This window comes from Pedococcus sp. P3_C7 (assembly GCF_056402615.1).
Genome location: NZ_JBFUHC010000006.1, coordinates 349,322 through 372,118 on the forward strand (window position 1 = coordinate 349,322; position 22,797 = coordinate 372,118).

24 protein-coding genes and 1 tRNA gene are annotated in these 22,797 nt (G+C 67.8%); 11 read left to right on the forward strand and 14 right to left on the reverse strand.

Annotated elements, in window-relative coordinates; all coding sequences use genetic code 11:
- The first annotated feature begins 31 nt into the window (after positions 1 to 31).
- Positions 32 to 1,387, forward strand: a complete 1,356-nt coding sequence (locus AC1DS4_RS09955; RefSeq protein WP_477632410.1) for a DJ-1/PfpI family protein — start codon at positions 32 to 34, stop codon at positions 1,385 to 1,387.
- Between the two features lie 34 nt (positions 1,388 to 1,421).
- On the opposite strand, the gene AC1DS4_RS09960 is transcribed toward AC1DS4_RS09955, so the two are convergent.
- Together AC1DS4_RS09960 and AC1DS4_RS09965 are read right to left on the reverse strand one after the other, a co-directional pair.
- Positions 1,422 to 1,643, reverse strand: coding sequence for a hypothetical protein (locus AC1DS4_RS09960; protein ID WP_477632409.1), 222 nt, complete (start codon positions 1,641 to 1,643; stop codon positions 1,422 to 1,424).
- Between the two features lie 574 nt (positions 1,644 to 2,217).
- Positions 2,218 to 3,324, reverse strand: a complete 1,107-nt coding sequence (locus tag AC1DS4_RS09965; RefSeq protein WP_477632408.1) for a flavin-containing monooxygenase — start codon at positions 3,322 to 3,324, stop codon at positions 2,218 to 2,220.
- A gap of 254 nt (positions 3,325 to 3,578) precedes the next feature.
- On the opposite strand from AC1DS4_RS09965, the gene AC1DS4_RS09970 reads away from it, so the two are divergent.
- Positions 3,579 to 5,024 carry an MFS transporter gene (locus tag AC1DS4_RS09970; protein ID WP_477632407.1) on the forward strand — a complete coding sequence of 482 codons (1,446 nt, stop codon included), beginning with the start codon at positions 3,579 to 3,581 and terminating at the stop codon, positions 5,022 to 5,024.
- A gap of 397 nt (positions 5,025 to 5,421) precedes the next feature.
- Here the strand turns inward: AC1DS4_RS09970 and AC1DS4_RS09975 are convergent, their stop codons facing one another.
- Positions 5,422 to 5,826: a hypothetical protein gene (locus AC1DS4_RS09975; protein WP_057378036.1), complete on the reverse strand. Its 405-nt coding sequence runs from the start codon at positions 5,824 to 5,826 to the stop codon at positions 5,422 to 5,424.
- 615 nt (positions 5,827 to 6,441) lie between these two features.
- Here AC1DS4_RS09975 and AC1DS4_RS09980 point away from each other — a divergent pair.
- Together AC1DS4_RS09980 and AC1DS4_RS09985 are read left to right on the forward strand one after the other, a co-directional pair.
- On the forward strand, positions 6,442 to 6,861 hold the full coding sequence (locus AC1DS4_RS09980) for a nuclear transport factor 2 family protein (RefSeq protein ID WP_157582147.1): 420 nt from the start codon (positions 6,442 to 6,444) through the stop codon (positions 6,859 to 6,861).
- A gap of 43 nt (positions 6,862 to 6,904) precedes the next feature.
- Positions 6,905 to 7,102, forward strand: coding sequence for a hypothetical protein (locus AC1DS4_RS09985; protein WP_200961924.1), 198 nt, complete (start codon positions 6,905 to 6,907; stop codon positions 7,100 to 7,102).
- A gap of 101 nt (positions 7,103 to 7,203) precedes the next feature.
- Here AC1DS4_RS09985 and AC1DS4_RS09990 read toward each other — a convergent pair whose 3' ends face one another.
- Positions 7,204 to 7,866 carry an ArsR/SmtB family transcription factor gene (locus tag AC1DS4_RS09990; RefSeq protein ID WP_057378038.1) on the reverse strand — a complete coding sequence of 221 codons (663 nt, stop codon included), beginning with the start codon at positions 7,864 to 7,866 and terminating at the stop codon, positions 7,204 to 7,206.
- Positions 7,867 to 8,196: 330 nt separating this feature from the next.
- On the opposite strand from AC1DS4_RS09990, the gene AC1DS4_RS09995 reads away from it, so the two are divergent.
- Genes AC1DS4_RS09995 through AC1DS4_RS10010 form a run of 4 tightly spaced genes read left to right on the forward strand, consistent with a single transcriptional unit; the run spans position 8,197 to position 11,817 of the window.
- Positions 8,197 to 8,781, forward strand: coding sequence for a methyltransferase domain-containing protein (locus AC1DS4_RS09995; RefSeq protein WP_235543919.1), 585 nt, complete (start codon positions 8,197 to 8,199; stop codon positions 8,779 to 8,781).
- Positions 8,782 to 8,802: 21 nt separating this feature from the next.
- The gene (locus AC1DS4_RS10000; RefSeq protein ID WP_057378039.1) at positions 8,803 to 9,156 is read left to right on the forward strand and encodes a cupin domain-containing protein; all 354 of its coding nucleotides are present in this window, start codon (positions 8,803 to 8,805) and stop codon (positions 9,154 to 9,156) included.
- Between the two features lie 31 nt (positions 9,157 to 9,187).
- Positions 9,188 to 10,561, forward strand: a complete 1,374-nt coding sequence (locus AC1DS4_RS10005) for an MBL fold metallo-hydrolase (protein WP_057378040.1) — start codon at positions 9,188 to 9,190, stop codon at positions 10,559 to 10,561.
- A complete protein-coding gene (locus AC1DS4_RS10010; protein ID WP_057378041.1) occupies positions 10,558 to 11,817 on the forward strand; it encodes an MFS transporter in 1,260 nt (419 codons plus the stop codon). The genes AC1DS4_RS10005 and AC1DS4_RS10010 overlap by 4 nt, the downstream gene beginning before the upstream one ends.
- 320 nt (positions 11,818 to 12,137) lie before the next feature.
- Here the strand turns inward: AC1DS4_RS10010 and AC1DS4_RS10015 are convergent.
- The 7 genes from AC1DS4_RS10015 to AC1DS4_RS10045 form a co-directional block, all read right to left on the reverse strand.
- Positions 12,138 to 12,224: transfer RNA gene (locus AC1DS4_RS10015), tRNA-OTHER, on the reverse strand.
- A gap of 235 nt (positions 12,225 to 12,459) precedes the next feature.
- A complete protein-coding gene (locus AC1DS4_RS10020; RefSeq protein WP_057378019.1) occupies positions 12,460 to 13,170 on the reverse strand; it encodes a class F sortase in 711 nt (236 codons plus the stop codon).
- Complete coding sequence (locus AC1DS4_RS10025; RefSeq protein ID WP_057378020.1) at positions 13,170 to 13,934, reverse strand: CHRD domain-containing protein; 765 nt, start codon at positions 13,932 to 13,934, stop codon at positions 13,170 to 13,172. The genes AC1DS4_RS10020 and AC1DS4_RS10025 overlap by 1 nt, the downstream gene beginning before the upstream one ends.
- 132 nt (positions 13,935 to 14,066) lie before the next feature.
- Positions 14,067 to 14,513 (reverse strand): hypothetical protein, encoded by a 447-nt coding sequence (locus tag AC1DS4_RS10030; RefSeq protein ID WP_477632406.1) that lies wholly within the window; start codon positions 14,511 to 14,513, stop codon positions 14,067 to 14,069.
- Entirely contained in the window at positions 14,510 to 14,932 is a 423-nt protein-coding gene (locus tag AC1DS4_RS10035; protein ID WP_057378022.1) for a cupredoxin domain-containing protein, read from the reverse strand. The genes AC1DS4_RS10030 and AC1DS4_RS10035 overlap by 4 nt, the downstream gene beginning before the upstream one ends.
- 166 nt (positions 14,933 to 15,098) lie before the next feature.
- Positions 15,099 to 15,710: a sigma-70 family RNA polymerase sigma factor gene (locus AC1DS4_RS10040; RefSeq protein ID WP_057378023.1), complete on the reverse strand. Its 612-nt coding sequence runs from the start codon at positions 15,708 to 15,710 to the stop codon at positions 15,099 to 15,101.
- Positions 15,707 to 16,150: a MarR family winged helix-turn-helix transcriptional regulator gene (locus AC1DS4_RS10045; protein WP_082592672.1), complete on the reverse strand. Its 444-nt coding sequence runs from the start codon at positions 16,148 to 16,150 to the stop codon at positions 15,707 to 15,709. Before AC1DS4_RS10045 ends, AC1DS4_RS10040 begins: the two co-directional genes overlap by 4 nt.
- Before the next feature lie 63 nt (positions 16,151 to 16,213).
- Here AC1DS4_RS10045 and AC1DS4_RS10050 point away from each other — a divergent pair, with 63 nt between their 5' ends.
- Positions 16,214 to 16,963, forward strand: coding sequence for a hypothetical protein (locus AC1DS4_RS10050; RefSeq protein ID WP_477632405.1), 750 nt, complete (start codon positions 16,214 to 16,216; stop codon positions 16,961 to 16,963).
- A gap of 371 nt (positions 16,964 to 17,334) precedes the next feature.
- Here the strand turns inward: AC1DS4_RS10050 and AC1DS4_RS10055 are convergent, their stop codons facing one another.
- From AC1DS4_RS10055 to AC1DS4_RS10065, 3 genes are all read right to left on the reverse strand, one after another.
- Complete coding sequence (locus AC1DS4_RS10055) at positions 17,335 to 17,781, reverse strand: SRPBCC family protein (RefSeq protein ID WP_057378026.1); 447 nt, start codon at positions 17,779 to 17,781, stop codon at positions 17,335 to 17,337.
- Positions 17,782 to 17,865: 84 nt separating this feature from the next.
- Positions 17,866 to 18,618: a haloacid dehalogenase type II gene (locus AC1DS4_RS10060; protein WP_457253661.1), complete on the reverse strand. Its 753-nt coding sequence runs from the start codon at positions 18,616 to 18,618 to the stop codon at positions 17,866 to 17,868.
- A gap of 705 nt (positions 18,619 to 19,323) precedes the next feature.
- Positions 19,324 to 20,538 (reverse strand): ROK family transcriptional regulator, encoded by a 1,215-nt coding sequence (locus AC1DS4_RS10065; RefSeq protein WP_477632404.1) that lies wholly within the window; start codon positions 20,536 to 20,538, stop codon positions 19,324 to 19,326.
- Between the two features lie 203 nt (positions 20,539 to 20,741).
- On the opposite strand from AC1DS4_RS10065, the gene AC1DS4_RS10070 reads away from it, so the two are divergent.
- Both AC1DS4_RS10070 and AC1DS4_RS10075 read left to right on the forward strand, forming a co-directional pair.
- The gene (locus tag AC1DS4_RS10070) at positions 20,742 to 21,596 is read left to right on the forward strand and encodes a sugar phosphate isomerase/epimerase family protein (RefSeq protein WP_457253663.1); all 855 of its coding nucleotides are present in this window, start codon (positions 20,742 to 20,744) and stop codon (positions 21,594 to 21,596) included.
- Positions 21,593 to 22,750 (forward strand): substrate-binding domain-containing protein, encoded by a 1,158-nt coding sequence (locus tag AC1DS4_RS10075; RefSeq protein WP_057378029.1) that lies wholly within the window; start codon positions 21,593 to 21,595, stop codon positions 22,748 to 22,750. Before AC1DS4_RS10070 ends, AC1DS4_RS10075 begins: the two co-directional genes overlap by 4 nt.
- Positions 22,751 to 22,797: the final 47 nt, after the last annotated feature.

Sequence of the window (22,797 nt, forward strand, 5' to 3'; positions counted from 1 at the left end):
ACCACCGCCCGACCCGAACGGACGAACCCTCATGCGCACACCCGGTCGCCGCGCCCGCCACATCGCCTCCTCGAGCGCCCTCGCCATCCTCACCCTGGCCGGCCTGGCCGCCGCCGGAGCTCGGGTCACCACGAGTCAGGCCACCACCCCAGCAGCCACCCGCCCGGTCGGAGCTCTTCCGGTCAGCCAGCCATCATCGAACGGCCCCATCAAGGTCGCCGTCGTCCTCGGGGCGTCCGGCACCGTCGGCAGCGACGCCCTCGCCCCGTACGAGGTGTTCGCCAGCTCCCCGCAGTTCTCCGTCTACACGGTCGCCGCCAGCTCCAGCGCGCAGCCCACGCAGGGCGGCCCCGCCATCGTGCCTACGTTCACGTTCGCCGACACCACATCGGGTCGGGCTCCCCGCCCGGATGTGGTCGTCGTACCCGCCGTCGCAGATGCCGACGGACCCACCGAGGCGCCCATGCGGGCATGGCTCGCCGAGCGAGCCACCGAGGGAGTGCCCGTCCTCAGCGTATGCAACGGGGCAGAAGTCCTGGCTGCGGCCGGCCTCCTTGATGGACGCACCGCCACTGCGCACTGGTCTCGGCTCGGCGCCTACGCCAAGCGGTACCCGGGCGTGAACTGGGTTGCCGGGAAACGGTTCGTCCAGGACGGGTCCATCACGAGCACTGCCGGCGTCACGTCCGGCATACCCGGAGCGATACGCGTCATGGCCGACCTCGCCGGAGGTGACGAAGCCACCAGGGTCGGCCGCCTGGTCGGGTACCCGAACTGGTCGCTGACGCAGTCGCCCGACATCCCCACGCAGTCCTTCGCCAGCGCTGACCTGCCCGTCGGACTGAATGCCGTCATCCCGTGGGGACGCCCGACCCTGGGCATCGTGCTCGCTGACGGCATCGGCGAAATCGACGTCGCCAGCAGCTTCGAGGTGTACGACGTGTCCTACGCCGCCCGACCCATCCCGCTCAGCGCCACCGGCACCGTCACCACCAAGCACGGCCTCGTGCTGCACACGAACACTGTCGCTGACGGGCCCACCCCAACCACGTTGGTCGTCCCCGGACCGGCCGGCACCGCCACCCTTGACCCCACACTGAAGGCATGGGCGGACCGGCACGACGTACCGGTCGATGCCGTTCACGGACGTGATGCGTCTCAAGGTTTCGACGGCGCCCTGGAGTACCTCGCCGCCCACGCCGGACGGCAGACCGCGGTCTCGACGGCGAAGATGATCGACTACCCGACCGCGCATCTGCGCCTGGAAGACGAGGCTGGCAGCCGCATCCCGATGCTCGTGGGGCTCGGTCTGTCGCTGATTGTCGCTGCCGCAGGCTTGCCGACGATGCTCCGCAGGGCACGCAGGCGCTCGGTCTCCAGCGCCTGAAGGCGCACCGCAGGCGCGTAGCGCACCTTGCGAGTCAATCCTGAAGGGCGACAACCACGGTGAGCGCGCACAGCAACGCTGCGGCCGGGGACATGACGAAGCGCTCTGGGCGGCTCCGTGATGCCAGGTTGCCCGCGGTACCGAGGAGGAACAAGCCCGCGATGACCCACGTCGCGACGCCCAAGATGCCGTGGCTTCCGCTGCCCTGACCGGCCCTGGCGAGAAGCACCCAACCGATGACGATGTAGATGACCAAGGAAACGAGACTGCCTAACCGCAGCCGCGTCGGGAGCACCTCGTGCTGACCACCCCACGCGAACCGGCCCAGAGGCAGTCCGCAGGCCAACAGGGCCTGAAACACCGCCAGAGCCCCCAGAAGAACGCAGGCGGCAACAGCAGCAGAAGAGGTCACATCGGGTGAGCGTACGGTGCCCCGCGTGGTGTAGCTCTACACGTCAGAGTTCGGGGCTTGGCACCGTCTCGCGTCGCAACCACCCCACGACCCAGCCGCCGGCTATCAGCACTCGATTGCCTGTCACGGGGGTCAGCCCTGGTGGGCGGGTCTGGGCAGTCCCCGCGGCCGCGGAGACAGTAGGTGCGCCAGCACGTCCGGACGCGCGACCAGAACACTGATCTGCTCACACGATGTGTTCGACGAGGTGGCGAGTGGCACCGAGTGAAGTAGCCAGCCGGCCGTGGGTCGCCGACCCTTTCTGGCGTGGCAGCGAACGACCGCCGCAGCAGCCGGGCGCAGCTCCCGGGGAGTTGGCCGACCCTGACCAACGCCGACCCCACATCAGGGCGCCTCAGACCCTCCGCCACAGTCCAGGTCAGGACGCTGTGGGCACGACCGCCGTTCCCGGCGCCGCGCCGACACCCCCGACGATGCGCGCAGACAGGACGGCCGCGTCAGCACCGACAAACCCGAGCAACGCCGAACCCCGACTCGTCTGCCACGGCAACCCCAAGAAAAACAGCCCCGGAACCTGCGTCACACCTTCGTGATGGTGGACCTGACCGTCGACGATGACGCCGGGCACGTCCAGCCACGAGTAGTCCGACGCGAACCCGGTAGCCCACACGACCGCATCCACGTCCATCGTGCTGCCGTCCGCGAAGTGCGCGACCTGCCCGGTGAAACCGGTCAGCCGCGGCCGGAAACCAACACCTGCCCTTCGCAGGTCGGCGCTGCGGGTGCCGATGACCAGGTCGCCCCGAGCGCGCAGCCGACGAGCCAGACGACTGGTCGCCGGCACCGTGAAGAAGCCAACCTTCGTCAGCCAGAAGAACAAGTCCCTGCCCGCGACGCGCTGCGGCAGCGCCATCGGCTTCGACCCGACCGCCACGCTCACCGCGCACGTCGGTGCCAGCTCCTGAGCAATCTGCAGCCCGGAGTTCGCGGCACCGACCACCAGCACCCGGCCCCCGGACAGCTGGCCAGGGTTGCGGTAGTCGGCACTGTGCAGCTGCTGCACGTGCGGGTCCAGCTGGCTTGCGGCTGCGGGCACCCGGGGGCTCTGGAACGGCCCTGTGGCCACCACCACCTGCCGGGCACGCAACTCACCGGCAGGCGTCGTCACGACGAACGTTCCGTCCTGCTCGCGGCGCGTTCGCAGCACCGGCGAGTTCAACCCCACCGGCAGGTCGAAGCGTTCCGCATAGGAGGCCAAGTAGTCGGCCACGTCGTCCTTGGACGGGTGACTGTCCACCGGGGCCGGGAACGCCATCCCCGGCAATGAGTCGAACTGAGCCGGGCTGAACAGCCGCAGTGAATCCCACCGGTTCCGCCACGACTGACCAACCTCCGCACCCGCCTCCAGCAGAACGAAGCTCAGACCGCTCCGCGCCAGGTAGTGCCCGATAGCAAGCCCCGCCTGACCGGCGCCGACCACAACCACGTCCAACGGTCCGTTCGCACTGCTGGCGATGTCGTTCATGGTCGCCTCCTCCGAAGTGAGCTGTTGCCTTCAGACGGTAGGCAACGGCGGCAACCATCACCCCGGCGCAATGGCCGGGATTGACCAGGCGAATCCCGCCGCTGACCCCACGACGAGCCGAACAGACCCCGCCACCGACCCGCAGCACCCTCATGACCTGGCCAGAACCCGGCCATTTCACCGGCGCGAACACTAGGGCCCCAGCGGCACCTTGGACGTGCACGACAACCCGTGCCGCACCCAAGGAGCCCACCGTGTCCGCCGCCCTCCAAACCAACACCCGCCCGGCAGACCCCACCAACGCAACTGCCGCAGCCGTCGCGGACCGCCGCGCCCGTCAACGCCGCTGGGTCGCCCTCGGCCTGTTGGTGTCCGCCCAGTTCGTCGTCATGCTGGACACCTCCATCGTCAACGTGGCCCTGCCCTCCGTCCAGAGCGCCCTGGGGCTCAGCCCCACCGCGATCACCTGGGTCGTCAACGCGTACGTGCTCGCCTTCGGCGGCCTGCTGCTCCTGTCCGGGCGTGCCGCTGACCTGTTCGGACGGCGCCGCCTGTTCGTCGTCGGCTCTGGGCTCTTCACCCTTGGCACCCTGCTGGCCGGGTTCGCTACCAACCAAGGACTCCTGATGGGCGGTCGCGTCGTTCAAGGCGCAGGCGCCGCAGCACTCAGCCCGGCCGCCATGTCGCTGCTCCTGCTGACGTTCCCCGGAGAGCAAAGAGCCCGCGCCATGAGCATCTGGGGCGCCGCCTCAGCGCTGGGCGGAGCCACCGGCGTCATGGCCGGCGGCCTCCTCGTCGGCACCTTCGGCTGGTCCTCGGTGTTCTTCGTGACGGTGCCTGTCTCCGTCGCCGCCGTCATCCTCCCCCGGTACGTCCTCCCCGAAGGCGCACACGGCGCCCGCCGCGGCTTCGACTGGTACGGCGCCGCCGCCATCACCGGCGCAGTCATCGCCGTGGTGCACGGGGCGCTGGGCATCGCCGAACGCGGCCTCACCTCCCCGTCCGTCCTGGCAAGCCTCGGCGCGTCCGCTGCCTTGCTCGCCGCCTTCATCGCCGTGGAAAGCCGCACCCGCGACCCCCTCGTGCCTCTCGAGCTCTTCCAGTCCCGAAGCCTGAGCACCGGCGTCGCCCTCGCCGTCCTCGGCGGCGCCGCGCGAGCCTCCACCTTCGTCCTCGTCGCCCTCTACCTCCAGCAGTCCCTCGGCATGGCCCCACGGCAGGCCGGCATCGCCATGGTCCCCACCTCCCTGACCGGCTTCGCCTTCTCCCTCGCCCTGCTGCCGCGCATCCTCCGCAGCCTCGGCCCGCAGCGCACCCTCGTCGCCGGCCTGCTGGTCCTCGCCGTCGGCCACCTGTGGCTCGCGAACGCACCACTGGGTGACGGATACGCGGCAGCAGTCCTGCCAGGGCTCCTGCTCGTCGCCATCGGCGTGGCCATGAGCTTCACACCCACCACCATGGTCATCGCCGCGGCCGCGCCGGCATCGCACACCGGGCTGGCATCCGGCCTCGCAGGCTCAGCCACCCAGATAGGGTCCGCGCTCGGAACGGCCACCTTCGTCGCCATCGGCCTCTCGGTCGGGAGCCCCGGTGCCGGGATGCTCGGCGCGAACGGGTTCTCGGCGGCGTTCACCGCCGCCGCGGTCGTGGCACTCGCCACCGCGACGCTCGGGGCCAGCATCCACCGAACGCAGCCGTGATCAGGCCAAGGGAGTACGGGACGGCGTCAGCTCCGCGCCGCGCAGCTGAGCCGCGCGGCATACCGGAAACGTCCCAGGGCACAGCAGAAGGCCCGGACCAGTGGTCCGGCCTTCTGTCGCTGACGCGTTGGTAGCGGGGGCAGGATTTGAACCTGCGACCTCCGGGTTATGAGCCAGCCCTGCCCACGTCTCACACGTCCCGTGCCATGTCCCCTGCCACACGAGATCTCGGTGTCGCGTCCTGATGGTCGCGCCGCGTCTCAAGCCATCCCGCCACCTCCCGGTTACACATTTGGCTACACCTACCCGCCTTCAAGACACGTCTGGCCGTTGCCTACTTGGAGTACACGCCCACCGGTGCAAAACGTCTCGAGTCGAAGGTCGCCTCAGCCAGCCGTCAGCCGTGGCATTTCGACCACTCGAAGACCGCTCCGGTGGGGATGGCGCTGAAGTGGTCGACGGAGTGGACGCTGATCTGTTGGCCGTCGTCGTAGGCGCCGTTGACGTTGAACGTGAACGTCCCGTTGGCGCTCGTCCCGTTGGCGTTGAAACCGCCCCAGACGGTGAAGTGTCCGGTCGCAGTCCGTCCCGTCTCGAGCGACACCGCTTCGAAGGTCCCGGTCTGGGTAAAGGTGTCGTGCTCTCGCCCGTCGGCGAAGATGGTCTGCTTCTCCACCGAGTTATAGGTGACGGTGATCTCGAAGAGTTCGGTCGAGCCGCACTCGGGACCCACGTCGACAAAGGTCTCCGTGCCCTGGTGCTCGTGGACGACCGTCGTGACAGGGCTGGCAGCAGCAGCCATAGCCGCCGTCCCAGTGAACATCAAGGCCCCAGTCGCGGCAGCAACGAGGGTGGCGCGTGCAATCGCAAAAGCTCTCATAGCTTGTCCCTCCACGCGGACGATGCGCCAGGGCGGCCCACCCGGCCCGCACCACAGCACGTTCCTCCCAGCCCACGGCGGCCGCCTCGCCCGATCGGACTAGTACTCCACCCGCCCTTACGGAGAGGCAACGAAGGCCGCGTATGCGCCCGCTTCAGCGGGTGGCTCAGCTGGGTGTTGAAGTCAGCCGGGCCGGTGAAGGTCCGACCGCGCAGGAACCAGGTTTTCAGGTACCCGTTGGCCCGCTCGAGGATGCTCTTGGCCTCAGGGCCGCGGGTGCAACACTGATGCACCCCGATCCCGGGCGTGCCAGGGAACGCCTTGAAGTCGTCGGTCAGCCTGACCTCCCGACCCGCCATCACCCGACCGTGGCTACCAGGCCGCTCGTCTCGAGGACGGCTATACCGAAAGGGGCCCGCGTCGGCATTCCGGTCGACCTCCCTGAGGCGTGAGAGGGCTCTATTCAAGACTTCTCTTGACAAGTTTCCAGGTCGGGACCATATTCAAGTAATCACTTGAATCTGCGGAGGTTCTGACATGACTGAGACAACGACAACGCCCATCCGGCCGAACCCGGTGGATCGAAGGTCGGCAGGCGGCCAGCTTCTGGAGGCTCTGGCCGCACGCGACTTTGATCGGATGCCCGCGTGCTTCGAGGCCGACGCAACCATGCGGGCCATGCTTCCCAGCGGACCCACCGCGTTTCACGGAGCCGCCCAGATCGTCGAGAACCTTCAGATCTGGTTCGGAGGCGCCCACGAGTTCGAGGTGCTCGACAGTGCCGTCGGCGAGGTCGCTGGCAGGCCGCACGTGGCGTGGCGGCTCCGCATGCATCCGACGCCGTGGGGCGACGATGCCTGGCACGTCATCGAGCAGCAGGCCTACCTGCAAGCCGGCGAGCGCATCGCGTCGATAGACCTCCTGTGCTCCGGATTCCAGCGCGAGAACCGCAACTGACCGACTCCACTGGTAGCGATGTACCACCTCGAAGGGGCACACAATGGACAACAAAGCAGCCATCAGCCTCACCACGGGACTCGAAGACGCCGAGCGCGTCACCGTCGCCCTGCTCGTCGCCGTCGGGGCCGCCGAGAGCGGACGGCCGACCCTGACGTTCCTCACCCAGGAAGCTGTCCCACTCGCACTCGAAGGCGTCGCCGTCGGTAACCGCCTGCGAAGGCTGCCCGAGCATCCCTGACCTCAGGGGACGCTACGCGGCAGCAGGCGGCCGGCTGCTGGTGTGCCCGGTCTGCTTCAACTCCAAGCAACTCAACGCGCCACGCATCTCTGGGTCGGTCTTTACGGGCGGGCGACCGGCAGGTGAGCCTCATTCCATTCTGGGAAACCGTCTTCGAGGCGGGCGGCGCTGAAGCCCTTCCTGCTGAGCAGCCGGACGGCCTCGTCGGCGAAGACGCAGAACGGGCCACGGCAGTAGGCGACCACTTCGGCGCCGTCCGGGATGTCGCCAAGACGCGACCTCAGGTCATGGATCGGGATCGAGATCGCTCCGCGGATATGACCGGCGGCGTACTCGGCCTCGGGTCGCACGTCCAGCACGACCACGTCACCGTCGCGCAGGCGGCTCCGCAGCACGTCGCGGGTGATGGTCCGCAGCTTGCTGCGGTCACCGAGGTAGTCGGCAGCCAGCTGCTCGAGCCCGGAGACATGCTCCTGGGCGGCTCGTCGCATGGTCCGCCACAGGTCACCAACCACCTCGCTGGCCAGGGAGTAGTAGATCCGGGTGCCCTCGCGACGCGACTGCACCAGGCCGGAACGCAGCAGCCGCTGCAGGTGCTGGGACGTGTTGGCGAGGGTCTGGTCGATCTCGGCGGCAAGCTCTTCCACCGATCGCTCGCCCTGAGCGAGCACGTCGACCAACTCCGCACGTCGCCCGTTGGCCAGCGCCTTGGCCGACTCCGCCAGTGCGTCATACAGAGCGGCCTTTGCTGCGTGATCTGCCATCTGTCACCTCTCCCCCCACTCTATTCAAGATTCCCCTTGACAAGGCTCACGCTACAGGAGTTTTATTCAAGTGAATCATTGAATATTGCGAAGAAGGCGAACCGTGACGATCTTGGTGAACACGCAGGAGCTCGAGGGCAAGGTCAAGGAGATGTACCGGCACGTGGCGCAGCAGCCCCACGACCGCTTCCACTTCGAACTCGGTGCACCGCTCGCACTGCGGGTTGGCTACGACGCTGACCGACTGGCAGACATTCCGACGGGGGCGGTCGAGTCGTTCGCCGGAGTGGCTTCTTCTTCGACCTGGCCGACCTCCGGGCCGGTGAGACCGTGGTCGACCTGGGCAGCGGGTCAGGGATGGACGCCTTGTACGCAGCGCGGTTCGTCGGTCCCGCGGGGCGGGTGTGCGGGGTCGACTTCACCCCGGAGCAGCTCGGCAAGGCACGCCGGCTGGCCGACGAGGCCGGGCTCTTACAGGTCGAGTTCCGGGAAGGCCGGATCGAGGCAGTCCCGCTGGGAGATGGCACCGTGGACTGCGTGATCTCCAACGGGGTGATCAACCTCTGCCCCGACAAGAAGGCGGTGTTCGCCGAAGCCGCACGAGTGCTGAAGCCCGGCGGGCGGCTCGCGATCGCCGACATCATCAGCGAGCTACAGCTCAAGGACTCCATCGTCTGCAACGCCGACCTCCGGTGGGAAGCAACGGATTCGACACCCATCACTTCGCCCGGAGGTCCTCCCTCATGTCAACAAGGTCCGTGGTCAGTACACCTAGAGGCCATCGAATCGGCCGGCGTCACCATCACCCGTCACCGCGAGAACGCGTACGCGTTCATATCCGACCAGGCCCGCAATGCCAGCGCCAGGTACGGCGTCAAGAGCATCTCCATCCTCGCCACCCTGACCACCGATTAACCCACACCACCGGAGGAACCCATGTCCGACAAGCAGAACATCGACACCCCGCACGAGCAGCGCCCCTTCAAGGCTCACGGCCACCTGGATGTGGTCACCCTCGGCGACTTCACTCTCGGTCGCGGCGTCTTCGAACCAGGCTGGCGCTGGTCAAACGACGTCAAGCCCATCGCGGGCACCGACTCCTGCCAGACCCACCACACGGGAATCTGCCTTTCGGGAAAGATGACCGTCCGGTTCGACGACGGCAGCGAGGTCTCCATCGGCCCCGGCGACGTCGTGGACCTTGACCCCGGGCACGACGCGTGGACCGACGGCGACGAGCCCTGTGTCCTGCTCGACACCGGAATCAAGGCCTATGCCAAGCCCAGCTGAGGCGTGACACGCAGATGGAGCCGAACAGCACATGACGCACCCCCTCACGCTCCAGATCGCGGACAAGGGACTGGGCAACACGGCATACCTGGTCGACCTCGGCGACGGCCGCGCCCTGGCCGTGGACCCCAGTCGTGACCTGCGCGCCCTGGAGGCGGCCGCCGACGCCCGGGGTCTTCGCGTCGCCGTCGCCGCGGACACCCACCTGCACGCGGACTTCATCTCCGGCGCTCGTCAGCTCGCTGCGACTACGGGCGCGACGGTGCTGGCCTCGGCCGCCGGGAACCGGAGCTTCGGACACCACGGGTTGAGCGACGGTGACGACTTCGACCTCGGGGGTCTGCGGCTGCGCGCCCTCGGGACGCCCGGGCACACCGACGAGCACCTGTCCTACCTTCTGCTGGACGGCTCGCAACCCGTCGGGGTCTTCACCGGGGGCTCACTGCTGGTCGGGGCAGTCGCCCGGACCGACCTCGTCGACCCCGACCGCACGATCGAGCTCGCCCGGGCCCAGTACCGGTCCGTGCATCGACTGCTGGAGCTGCCCGACCACGTCGAGGTGTGGCCAACTCATGGCGCTGGTTCCTTCTGCGCCGCACCCGGCGGCTCCGCCCGCACCAGCACCATCGGCGCCGAACGGGCCAACAACCCGCTGCTGTCCGCCGCAGACGAGAACGCGTTCGTCGCTCGGCTGCTCGCCGGGCTCGGCTCGTTCCCGCCCTACTTCCTGCGGTTGGCCGAGATCAACCGGCGCGGACCAGCGATCCTGCCCCGTCGGCTCGGGCTGGAGCAGCTCACACCGCAGGCGGCTGCCGGTGCGCAGGCAACCGGCGCCGTGATCGTCGACGTGCGCCCAGTGACCGCCTTCGCCGCCGGACACCCCTCGGGCGCCCTCTCGATCCCGCTACGGCCCGCGTTCGCGAGCTGGCTCGGCTGGCTCGCACCCAACGACACACCACTCGTCGTGCTCCGCGAACCCGACCAGAACGTCGACGAGGTGCTCTGGCAGGCCGTCAAGATCGGCTACGACAACATAATCGGCGAACTAGCCGGCGGCCAGGAGGCCTGGTCCGCTGCGTGCCTGCCGACCAATTCGGTGCCGCTGGTCGAGGCAAGCGCCGGGGTGAGCGCCGCGGCCACCGTGCGGGTCTTGGACATCCGTCAGGAGGCCGAGTACCGAGCCGGACACGTCCCTGGTGCCCTCAACATCGAGCTCGGCGACCTCCCTGCCGTGCTCGGCCACCTCGCCAACGTGCCTACCGTGGTCATGTGCGGACACGGCGAACGCGCGATGGGAGCGGCATCGCTGCTGTCCGGAGCCGGATTCACCCAGGTCGCCGTGTTCGCCGGCAGCCCCCAGGACTGGGCCACCGCCCACGGCGAGGACCTCGCCAGCGGCCCGTGAAACGAGCAGGAACGTCGGCGTCTCCCGTCTTCGGCGTACGAGCGAACGCCGCCCAGTTCGGCCTGCTCGTTGCCGTCAACGCTCTGGTCGGCGGAACGCTCGGCCAGGAACGCACCGTCCTGCCCCTCCTTGCCACCCAGGAGTTCGGGCTCGACTCCTACACCGCGGCCCTGACCTACATCCTCGCGTTTGGCCTGGCCAAGGCATGCACCAACTACTTCGCCGGGACCTGGTCGGAGCGCCATGGGCGCAAACCCGTACTAGTCGCAGGCTGGCTGGTCGCCCTCCCCGTCCCCCTGCTCCTCATCTGGGCGCCCCACTGGTGGGTCGTCGTCGCCGCCAACGTCCTGCTCGGCATCAGCCAGGGGCTGACATGGTCCACCACCGTGATCATGAAGATCGACCTTGTCGGGCCCCGACACCGCGGCCTAGCCATGGGCCTCAACGAGTCCGCCGGCTACCTCGCGGTCGCCGTGACCGCCCTGCTCACAGGCACCATCGCAGCGAACGCCGGACTTCGGCCCGAGCCGTTCCTGCTGGGCGTCGCCTACACCGCGCTCGGCCTCGGCCTCTCCACGCTCTGGGTCCGGGAGACCCGTCCCCACTCCGACCACGAGGCGGCGACCCGTGCCGACTCCGAGGACCTGACCGACCGGGAAGTCCTCGTGCTGACAAGCTTCCGCGAGCCCGCCCTCTCGTCGGCCAGCCAAGCCGGCCTGGTCAACAACCTCAACGACGGCCTCGCCTGGGGCCTGTTCCCGGTTCTCTTCACCTCCGCCGGACTGTCGCTCGGCCAGACCGGCATCCTCGTCGCCCTTTACCCCGCCGTCTGGGGCGTGGGGCAACTTGCCACCGGTGCACTGTCCGACCGTTGGGGCCGCAAACACCTCATCACCGGCGGCATGCTGCTCCAAGCCGCCGCTCTGGCGATCATCGCAACCGCCAACTCACAGACGCCATGGGCCCTGGGGTCCGTGCTGCTCGGCGCCGGCACAGCCATGGTCTACCCCACTCTGCTGGCCGCCATCAGCGACGTCGCTCACCCCAGCTGGCGAGCACGCGCCGTCGGCGTCTACCGACTCTGGCGAGACCTCGGATTCGCGGTCGGCGCGCTCCTGACCGGAGTACTCGCCGACACCCTCGGCGTCCGCGCGGCGATCTGGCTGATCGCAGCAATGACCGCTACGTCCGCGCTCGTCGTGGCCCAGCGCATGTACGAAACCCACGACAAGCTCACCCGGGCAAAGCCGGCCTGAGGCCGCCGCGGCCACCAGAGCGCGGGCCCCTGATTGCAGCGACTCGCTCGCCCGAGATCGAAACCGCGTGATGAGAATCAGTGGGGCGAGGTATCGCAGAATCCAGCGATCGCCCGGACACCGACCCGGCGACACCCCGAAACGTGCCCCGCTCCGTTCCAAACGGCCGTCTCATGCGTTTCTGCCTTGTCCCAGCCGTCCCACCGTGTCCGACCCGTTCTCGAGCGTCTCGACCCCGGTTGGCTACACATTTGGCTACACGTGCCAACGCCAGAGGCCCTCTCCCCGAAGGGAAAGGGCCTCTGACCTGCTACTTCAAGTAGCGGGGGCAGGATATGAACCTGCGACCTCCGGGTTATGAGCCAGCCCAGCCCACGTCTCAGGTGTTCCGCAGCCTCTCCCCCGCCGCACGAAATCTCAGGGTCGCGTCCCCGTCCTCGCACCGCGTCTCAAGCCGTCCCGCCACCTCCCGGTTACACATCTGGCTACATCTCCCAGCCTGCAAGACACGTCTGGTCATTGGCCTGCTTGGGGTACCCGCGCACCGATACACAGGCTGTGTTTCTGGCTTGGTGGCCCGGAACTGGCCAGCGCCTGTTGCACAGAAGGTCGGAGACGCCGAGTGGCCCAGCGATGGCCGCTTCAGGACGTGAGGTGGGCGAAGGCGACGATGTTGTCGACGTAGTGACCGGTGGACTGGTCGAAGGCTCCACCGCACGTGATGAGGCGCAACTCGGCGCGACCCCTGGTGTCGCCGTATACGGTCGAGGTCGGGAAGTCCGCCTTGGAGTAGCGCGCGACGCGGTCGACGACGAAGCGGGCGGTCGAACCGTCCTTGCGGAGGACGCTCACCGTCGCGCCCTTCTGCAACGACCCCAAGCGGTAGAAGACCGCGGGACCGGACTTGCTGTCCACGTGCGCCCCGATGACGGCGGGGCCGAACTCACCCGGGGTGGGGCCGCCGGCATACCAGCCTGCTTTGGCGAAGTCGGTCGGCGCCTGGAGCTTGCCCTTCTTGTCGAGGGTGAGGTCGACGATGCCCTTGGTGTTCACGCCGATGGATGGAATTCGGAGTGCGACAGGCGAACTCGGCTCCATGATCGGACCGAAGTCGGGGGTGGTGGGTGCCGCTGTCTTGCCTGCCCCGGACGTGGGGGAGGACGTCGCGCTCGGTGCCGAGGTCGACGGAGCCGGGGAGGTCGTGAAGGCGGACTGAGCCGCGTCGGGCTGCGGCGGTGCCTGCGTGCCCGAGAAGGACTTCACCACGAGCAGCCCTCCCACGAGGAGGAGCACGACGGTGACCGCCGCGGCAATGCTGCCGCGACGGTCACCGAACTTCGTGGAGAGGGACATCAGGCGCGGTTACGAGCCTTGCGAGCAGTGAAGGCACCGGTACCCGCGGCAGCGAGCAGGAGGCCGCCACCGAGGAGGAGCATGCCCTCGTTGTTCGGGGTGGAGGTGCCGCCGGCGCCCGTGTCCATGCCACCGGCCGGAGCCGCGCTCAGGACGCCACAGATGGCCGGGTCAGTGGCCTCGGTGGGCAGGCTCGGGTCGAGGTCGCTCTTGGTGTCACCGTCGTACTTGCCGTTGTCGTTGTGGTCGACGCCGTGGACGACCACGACGGCCTTGCCCTCCGTGATGGCCTGGGCCACGTCGGAGGAGACCTTGATGCTGCCGCGCTCGTAGTTGATCTTGCCGCCGGGGGCGGTGTCGAACCGGTCAACGGCGAGGCCGCTCTTGGGCGAGGTGTCACCGGTCTTGGTGAGGGAGACGACGATCGGGCCGTAGGCCGGGCCACCGTCGGTGGTGTTGATGGTGCCGTCGCCCTTGGCGTCGTCGCCGGCGGCGGGGCACTCGTGCCTCGCGTCCGCCCCGAAGTGGATGTGGGCCGCGTGCGGCTGGTCGGGAAGGAGGCCGTTCGCCGCCATGGTCACGTCGATGCGGGTGCCGCTGACGGTCACCATCGCGGTGCCGCTGCCCTTGACGCCATTGAGGACCACGGGGCGAAGGGTGGCCATCGTGTTCCCGTCGGCCGCCTGCGCAACGCCTGCACCGAGGAAGGGCAGCAGGGCGGCAGAGCCCAGGGCGATGGTCGCGATCTTGGTGGTGGTACGCATTCGGTAACTCCTTGATCCGCGGCCGCTTCGGGTCGCACTGGAAACACACTTGTGCAGGTACTTCGTCGCCCTTCACGACCCAGATGGGTGCAAAGCTCAACTTTCTGCGCGACTGGCTCGCTCCTACGCAGGTCAGGCGCCTGTGCGGTCGCGACGCGACACCACCAGCCCGGCGGCAGCGCCCACGGCGGCGACCGCCTCGGCGACGGCGCTCAGGGACTTCTCCGTGAACCAGACCGGCTCGTACATCGCGGGTATCGGCCCCAGGGCTGGAACGTCGACATACCTGTAGAGCACCACGGTCACACACGCACTCACCCCGACGGCGAAGGCCGCCAGCAAGGCGGCCCGGCTCCCGCGCCATACCACCCAGACGGCCACCACCAGGGCTGCCGCCGCCTCGATGCGGAAGAGGATGCCCGCACCGATTCCGCTGGGGGCCGACTGCTGGTAACCGGGCGCGAGGTGGAGGTGGACGACCGTGTCGACGACCAGGGTCACCGCGATCGCTGCCCGCAGCACGAGGTGCAGCACGCGGGGGGCACGATCGGCTTTCGCGTGGCCCGATTGGATGGTCACTTAACCACGAGGGTGCTGGTCATGTTCGCGTGGAAAGTGCAGACGAACGTGTAGCTGCCGGCCTTGTCGGGCGCTTTCAACGTGGCCGTCCCCTTGGGGTCGATCTTCACGTCGAACCCGCCGTCCTTGGAGGTGACCGTGTGGGCCTGCGAGTCGTCGTTGCTGATCGTGATCGTGGCCCCGGGGGCGACCGACACCGGCACCTTGTAGGCGAAGTCCGAGATGGTGATGACCGACTCGGACTCCTGCGCCGGCGACGACGACGACGGCGCCGCTGAGCTGCTGCTCGAGGACGACATGTCCATGCCCGACATGGGGGAGGTGGATGACGAGCCGGCGTCCCCACTCGACGAACCACACGCAGACAAGCCCAGAGCCAGGACCGGGACGACAGCGAGCAGCGAGATCTTGCGGGTCATGTGATGCCTCCAGATCGGGCGGCGCTTGGGCGACCACGGTCAGGAGTTCGGTGCGACGCTCGATCCGGCTTGGTTCGCGCCGCTCATGACCGCGACGATTCCCGAGGCGCAGCGGCCACCGATGGCGCTGCGCCCAGACGTCAGAGGACGGACTCGAAGGGGATCGTCAGGCTGTGGCCGCAACGTGGTCAAGCGCGCTCGCCAGGCTCCGCAGCCCGTCCCTGATCCGGGTCTTGGCCGTGCTCTGCGGGATTCCGAGCTGGACCGCGACCTCCGGGTACGTCAGTCCGTGGAAGTAGGCCAGCTGGAGGGCGGTGCGCTGCTTCACCGTCAGCGCCGCCAGGGCGCCCCTGACCCGGGCAGCCTCGAAGGAGGAGTGCGCCGACTCTGCCGTGGAGTCGAAGGGCGCATCGGTGACCTTCCGCGACCACACGTCATCACGAGTCCGGCTGGCGCTGATGCTGCGGACTCTGTCCACCGCGCGCCGGTGGGCAATCGTCAGGACCCAGCCGATGGCGGAGCCACGGGAAGGCTCGAAGCGACTCGACTCGGCCCACACGCACGCAAAGACGTCCCGAGTGACCTCTTCAGCGAGGGAATGCTGGACCACGAGGCGCAAGACCAGGCCGAACACCCGGGAAGCCGTGGCGCCGTACAGCCCCTCGAAGGCTCTCTCGTCGCCGGAGGCGCATCGAACCAGCAGGTCTGCCAACGCGGGCGCCGGGTCAGGTTCACCGAGATGACCCGTGCCGCCACCCAGGCGAGCATGCTCGCTCATGGGTGGCGCACGGACATGCGCATCACAAGATCGTGCAGGCCGTCCCTGAGCTCGCCGAGCTCGTCACCGCACAGGCCGGTCTGATCCACCACGTTCAGCTGCGCCCTCGACGCAGCTGACTCCAGGTCAGCGCCCTTGCTGGTGAGCCTGACTCTGACCGCTCGCCCATCGGCGGAGTCCTGGTCCCGCACCACCAAGCCGGCCTCCTCGAGACGGCCGAGGATGGGACTGACTGCGGGCGACGACAGCTGCAGCCGAGCGGCGATCTCGTGGATTAGTGGGCCGTCCGACTCCCACAAGACCAACATCACCAGGTACTGCGGGTAGGTCAGCCCGATGGCCTCGAGCAGGGGCCGGTAGGCCCGAGTCACCTGGTTGGTCGCGGCGTAGAGGGCAAAACACAGCTGGTCGTTCAGTCGCAGATTGCTGGACGTGGCCATGGGGCTCCTTCGTGACATCCATCAATATAGATAACGCGTGAAGTAAACGGGGGCCCGCGCCCGATGCGGTGGGGCGGCAATCCGGATGGCCGGGTTGTGACGAACACCACATCGGGTGTGGTGCATGGGCGCCGAGGGGCACCCCAACGCAATGAAGGGTTCGACATGAACAAGACCATGAAGGTCGCCTTGGCAGTACCGGCTGCCGTTCTGCTTTCGGCCGGGGCCGCGGCTGCGGTCAGCGCGGGAACCTTCGGTGCATCTTTGGCGCCGGTTCCCCACGACCACGCAGCTGATGGCGGATCGAACGTCACCGGCAACGCCGTGCTGCGGCTCACTGGTCGCACCCTGGACATCAACCTGACTGCCTCGGGCCTGACCCCCAACGAGCCGCATGCCATGCACATTCACGGCCTGACACAGGCCAGGAACGAGTGCCCGGGCATCGAGGCCGACACCAATACCGGCGACCCGATCGACCCCTCTACCTTCGTCGCGGGCCAACCCGACGGGCTCATCTCCCTGGGCGAGGGGGCACCTGACTACGGTCCCATCGACGTGTCCATGACGGTGACCGGCGACACCAGCCCCTCCAGCGGCCTCAGCCTTGAACGGTTCCTGGCCGCCGACGCCAATGGCAACCTCAACTACCACCGCAGCGTCGTGGTTCCCAAGGAGGTCGCCAAGAACCTCGCCAACCTTCACATCGTCATCCATGGCACGGACCTGCCGAGCGACCCGGACCACACCTCGCTGAGCAGCTTGTTCGAAGCGACCCTGCCCGTGGCCTGCGGCGAGATCACTCGCCAGTAGCCAGCCCTGTCACTGCCGAGCCTCTCGTGCTCGGCAGTGACAGGCCCTTGGTTCATCGCGGGGCCGAGGTCACCGCCGTCTTCACCGACGAGCGTGACTCGCTCGACATCTCAAAGAACAGCCCGCCACGGGGGCAAATGCCTGCATGGCTCCTACCATCGCCGCGTCCTGAGGCCAGGCGTCATGCAGACCGAGATCTTGGCCGCACTCGTCGTCGGCCTTCCTTCGGACGGACCTCACCCACCCGCGGCCCGTTCGTGGACCCGCCCCGGCAGACGAGCCTCCGTATGCCGGTTCGCCGACCCGTCGGCCATGCTGCCGGGGGCGGTCGCTTCCGCCCTCCTGACCCGTGGTCGCCGAACCCACTGAGGTCAGCGGTGGGCGGCCTCGAGCAGGGTCTTGAGTCGTGCGAGGTCCTTGGTCGTGGCCTTGCGCATAGCGAGTTCCATGACGGGTGCGGCAAGTCGGGAGAAGCCTGCAGGGTTGCCCCGGTTACGCAGGGTCATCCTTGTGCTGCCGTGGCCAACCGTCTCCCACCTGTACGTCGTTTCCATCGGGAAGGGACCGTCTGCGGTCCTCATCACCAGTCGCACCTGCGGTTCGAGCTCGACCACCTCGTAGGTGTACGCCAAGCGCCTGCCCAGGAAGTGCGCGACGAAGTCCATCCGCGATCCGACCGCCACGGGCGGCTGGGTCTGCCAGACGACGGACGTGATGTTGGTGTACCAGTCCGGAGCGTTTGTGGGGTCGCTCGCAAACGAGGCAACCGCGCTGACCGGCATGTCGATCGTGGTCTGCACCTGCACGTCCACAGTCATGGCGACATCATCTCGCACCCGCGCGGTGGACCTCAGGACGACTGTTCGGGACGCCGGACAAACGTCGAGGAGTAGATCCGGCAGTCAGCCTGTCCGGTCTCCCGTCAGGGCCCGGGCAAGCTCGACCAACGTGGGCGCCTCGACATCGGGCCTGGCAAAGAAGCCGGGGTAGAGCGCGCCTGTGCGATTGATGAGGCCCGAGGCGAGCCCAGCCTTGTGGGCTCCGTGGATATCCCACGGGTGGACAGCCACCAGCATGCTCTCCGAGGCGCTGGCGCGGCATTCCTCCATCGCGTATCGGTAAGCCGCCGCGGCGGGCTTCCATGCCGATGCGTCCTGAACGGACAAGAGTCGCTCGAACCGCTCCAGAATGCCGTTGCGCTCGAGGAGCCCCTCGGCAACAGCTGTCGACCCGTTGCTGAGTGTCACCAAACGCATTCCGGCGTCACTCAGGGCGCGGATCCCGTCCACGACGTCAGGGTGGAGCGGCAGCTGCATGAAGGCGCTCATGACGCGTTCGACTCCACCATCGACATCCGGAACGCCCCGGGCCCGGAGCAGGCCAACGAGCGAATCGGACGCCACCTGCGCGAAGTCCGGGTTCTCACCGGTCACGGTCAGCGCGAACCCGTCCCGCAGCAGTCCGGCGAACCAGGTGGCCGCAAGCTGCGGAGACAGGCCCGCCTCTCCGAAGCGATCCGCAAGAACGCTCATGTCGGACAGCGTCTCGTTGACGTCGAACACGATCAGGCTGGGGCGGCGCGGGCCATCGGACGCAGCCTCGTCGCGCTCGACCAGAGCATTGTGCGAGCGATCTCCTAGGGACGCTTGGTTCATGCGTTTCTCCTTCGTTGGGACTGCGAGTCCATGCGGTCTTCATCCTTCGCTCGTCACCATCATGCGGCCCGTCGCGCCCACCCTCACCTCGAGACTCGTGGCAGGCAGAGTCCGCCGCGTTGGTAACCGTTGACCGATCGCTGTACCGGGAGGTCTTGCCACGGTCGGGCACCCGGCGGCCCTCTGCCCGCACGAAAGCCTGCTGTCGCCCGGAAATCGACCCCGGCGACACCCTGAATGGGCGTCTTGACGCCTGCGGCAGGGCGTCTCATGCGTTTCTGCCTCGTCCCAGCCATCCCGCCGTGTGCCACTCGTCCCGGAGCGTCTCAACGCCGGCTGGCTACGCATTTGGCTACACGTGCCAACGCCAGAGGCCCTCTCCTCGAAAGGAAAGGCCCTCTGACCTGCTACTTCGTGGTAGCGGGGGCAGGATTTGAACCTGCGACCTCCGGGTTATGAGCCAGCCCAGCCCACGTCTCACCCGTCCCGCGCCCTCTCCCCCGGCGCACGAAATCTCAGCGCCGGGTCCCCGTCGTCACGCCGCGTCTGAAGCCGTCCCGCCACCTCCCGGTTACACATCTGGCCACACCTCCACAGTGCGGACACAGTGCGGACACAGTGCGGACACAGTGCAGGTCCGTCCGACGTGGCTACCGCCCCAGGATCCATTCACTGCCCTGCACGACGGCCCCTGCGCGGGACGCACTACTGGGCAGTCAGCTCGGCACGGCCTGCGGGAGTTCCTTGATCCAGCCATCTCGGGAGGATTTGAGGCGAGAGCAGGGCGTCCATGACCATGTGAGCGGCGCCGCGCAGACCAGCGCGGTCGCTCAGGCCTGAGCGGACGATCTGGAGTGAGCGGGTCGCGAGGGGCAGCGACCGGCCAATCACGGTCTGCCGAACCTCTGCCAGATAGTAGTCGCCTGCCTCCGACACCCCCCCTCCGACGAGGATGAGAGACGGGTTGAAGAAGTTCACGATCCGGGCCAAGGTCTGCCCGACCAGTCGGGCAGAGCCTGCCAGGAGCTTGATCGCCACGGGGTCGCCGTGGATGGCGGCGTCGCTCACGGCGCGCGCATCGATCGTGTTCCCGTGCGCGAGCACATCGGCGAGATAGGCACTGTCACCTTCTCGGGCGGCGGTCTCGCCGTCCCGCGCCAGCGCTGCGCCCCCAGCCAGCGCCTCGAGGCAGCCGAACTTGCCACACCGGCACAGCACGGTGGACCCCTCCTCCACAGTCACGTGCCCGATGTCGCCCGCGCAGCCCTGAGCCCCCCGGTGCAGGACGCCCTGAGAAATAAGTCCTGCGCCAATACCGGAGCCGATCTTCACGTAGACGACATCGCGCAGGCCCTGAGCTTGCCCAGCACGCAGCTCCCCCAGCGCCATCACGTTGACGTCGTTGTCGACCCAGACCGGCACATGAAACCGTCCCGCGAAGAAGGTGCGCACGTCGAACCCGTCCCAGCCGGGCATGATGGGAGGCGCAACCGGCCGACCAGTGTCGAACTCGACGGGGCCCGGAAGGCCAATCCCCAAGCCCCATATGGGCGGGCTGGCGCCGAGCTGCTGAAGGAGCTCGTCAAAGACTTCGGCCACGCGGGTGAGCACCGCGACCGGCCCCACGGTCACGTCTGCGTCCTCTTCGTATTGGGCCAGAAGAGTCCCCTCTAGGTCGCTCACGGCTGCCCCGATGCTTGTCGCGCCAAGTTCGGCTACCAGAATCCGGCCAGCATCGGCGGGAAACCGCAGTCCACGAGGTGCGCGACCACCGGTCGACCGCAAGGGCGGAGCCTCGACCAGTAGGCCCGAGTCCATCAGACGGGCCACCCGCTGGGTCACGACATTTCTGCCAAGACCCGTGGCGTGGGCGAGTTCCGGCCGTGTGCTGGCCCGGCCGGAGCGCACGGCATCCAGCACACGGACCAGGTCGGCGACGTGATCGGGAGCGAGGGCCCCTTGAGTTCTGGCATCCATGTCAGCCACCTCCTTCTGTCTGTGACGCAAATGTATCAGCACGTTTGCTCTTGACTTTTGCACGCAACATGCAGAAGTATGCATACCACAGTAAAAACCTGGCAGGGGCTGAGACACCCCACACTGCAGACAGAACGGACTCGACGATGAGGCTCGGTTACCACACCATCACCTGGGGTGGCGTCGTGGGCGACGCCACGGGCGTGACCAGCATCAAGGACCTCTTCTACCGCGTGAACGGCCCCATGAACCGTGCCTTCGCGGACATCGCGAGCCTGGGGTACGAGGGCGTCGAGATGTTCGACGGCAACGTGGCGGACTACGCAGACCGGCCCGACGAGCTGCGGGACCTGCTGGCCGACGCCGGCGTGGTGCTGGCAGCCGTCTACACCGGGGGCAACTTCATCTACCCGGACATCCTGAGCGACGAGCTGCACCGGGTGCGTCGGGCAGCGGAGCTCGCTGCTCTCTTCGGAGCCGACAGCCTCGTTGTGGGCGGCGGCGCCCGCAGGGCGTCGGGTACCACAGGCGGGGACTACGCCGCGCTGGGCTCTGCACTCGACCTGGTCACTGACATCGCCGAGGAGCACGGGTTGGTGGCCTGCTACCACCCGCACCTCAGCACCATCGTCGAGAGCCCGGATGAGCTCGACCGCCTCATGCCGCTGACCCGGATCGGCTTCTGCCCCGACACCGCCCACCTGACGGCCGGTGGCGGTGACCCTGCGGACCTGATCCGCCGCTATGCGACGCGCCTGCGTCACGTGCACCTGAAGGACGTGGACGTGGCGACAACGCAATTCCTTCCCCTGGGCCAGGGGGACGTCAACTTCGATGACGTCATCGCGGCCCTAAATGAGAGCGGTTACGACGGCTGGATCGTCGTCGAGCTCGACTCGTTCGAAGGCGACCCTCGTGAAGCGGCCGCCACAAGCAAGAAGTACCTCGACACGCTGCTCGCAACCGCTGGCGGCACCCTCCCCTCAGGAGAAATTCGATGAAGAAGAGCACCTACCGCCTGGCGGGCCTGGCGACCGCCATCGCCTTGGCCACGGCCGGCTGCAGTTCAGCCACCAGCGCGACCACCAGCGTCGACGCCGGAGTGTCGTCCAAGGCCGATGACGCGCTGGCGAAGATCAAGGGCACCGTCCTCAGCAAGGGGCCCCACGGCGAAGACCCGTCCCCTGCCTCGTCTGCGGACCTCAGCGCCGAGGAGATCACGAAGGTCAAGGGCATGAAGGCCAAGGCGGCGATCGTCATGCACTACGGCGGCAACGACTGGGCGAATGCCCAAGTGGCGGGCCTGAAGAGCGAGTTCGGCAAGCTGGGCATTGAGGTCGTCGCAATCACCGACGCCAACTTCAAGCCAGACAAGCAGGTGTCCGACCTGGAGACCGTGCTCAACCTCAAGCCCGACATCATCGTCTCCATCCCCACCGACCCCGTGGCCACGGCTTCTGCGTTCAAGAAGGCCGCCGCTTCAGGAGTCAAGCTCGTCTTCATGGACAACGTCCCGCAGGGGATGAAGGCTGGCACCGACTACGTCTCGGTCGTTTCCGCCGACAACTACGGCAACGGCGTCACCTCCGCCCATCTGATGGCCAAGGCCCTGGGCGGCAAGGGCGAGATTGGCCTCGTCTTCCACGAGGCCGACTTCTTCGTCACGAAGCAGCGCTATGACGGGTTCAAGTCCACCATCACCAAGGACTACCCCGACATCAAGATCGTGGAGGAGAAGGGAATCGCAGGGCCCGACTTCGCTGGCGATGCACAGGGTGCGGCCAATGCGATGCTGAGCAAGCACCCCACCTTGGCCGGCATCTGGGGCGTCTGGGACGTTCCCGCCGAGGGCATCATGGCCGCGGCACGTGCCTCCGGCCGTGCAGACCTGAAGATCGCCACAGAGGACCTGGGCAAGAACGTCGCCATCGCCTTGGCGAAGAACGAGCTCGTGGTCGGTTTGGGCGCGCAGCTGCCCTTCGACCAGGGCGTGGCGGAGGCTCGACTGGGCGCAGGTGCGTTGCTGGGCAAGACGGCCCCGGCGTACGTCGCCCTGAGCTCGCTGCCTGTCGACCACTCGAACATCCTCGAGGCGTGGAAGCAGGTCTACCACCAAGAGGCCCCGGCCGACCTGAAGAGCTCGTACAAGAAGTAGACATCCCGGCGGGGSGGGCCGGCAGCGGCCCGCCCCGCCACTAGAAG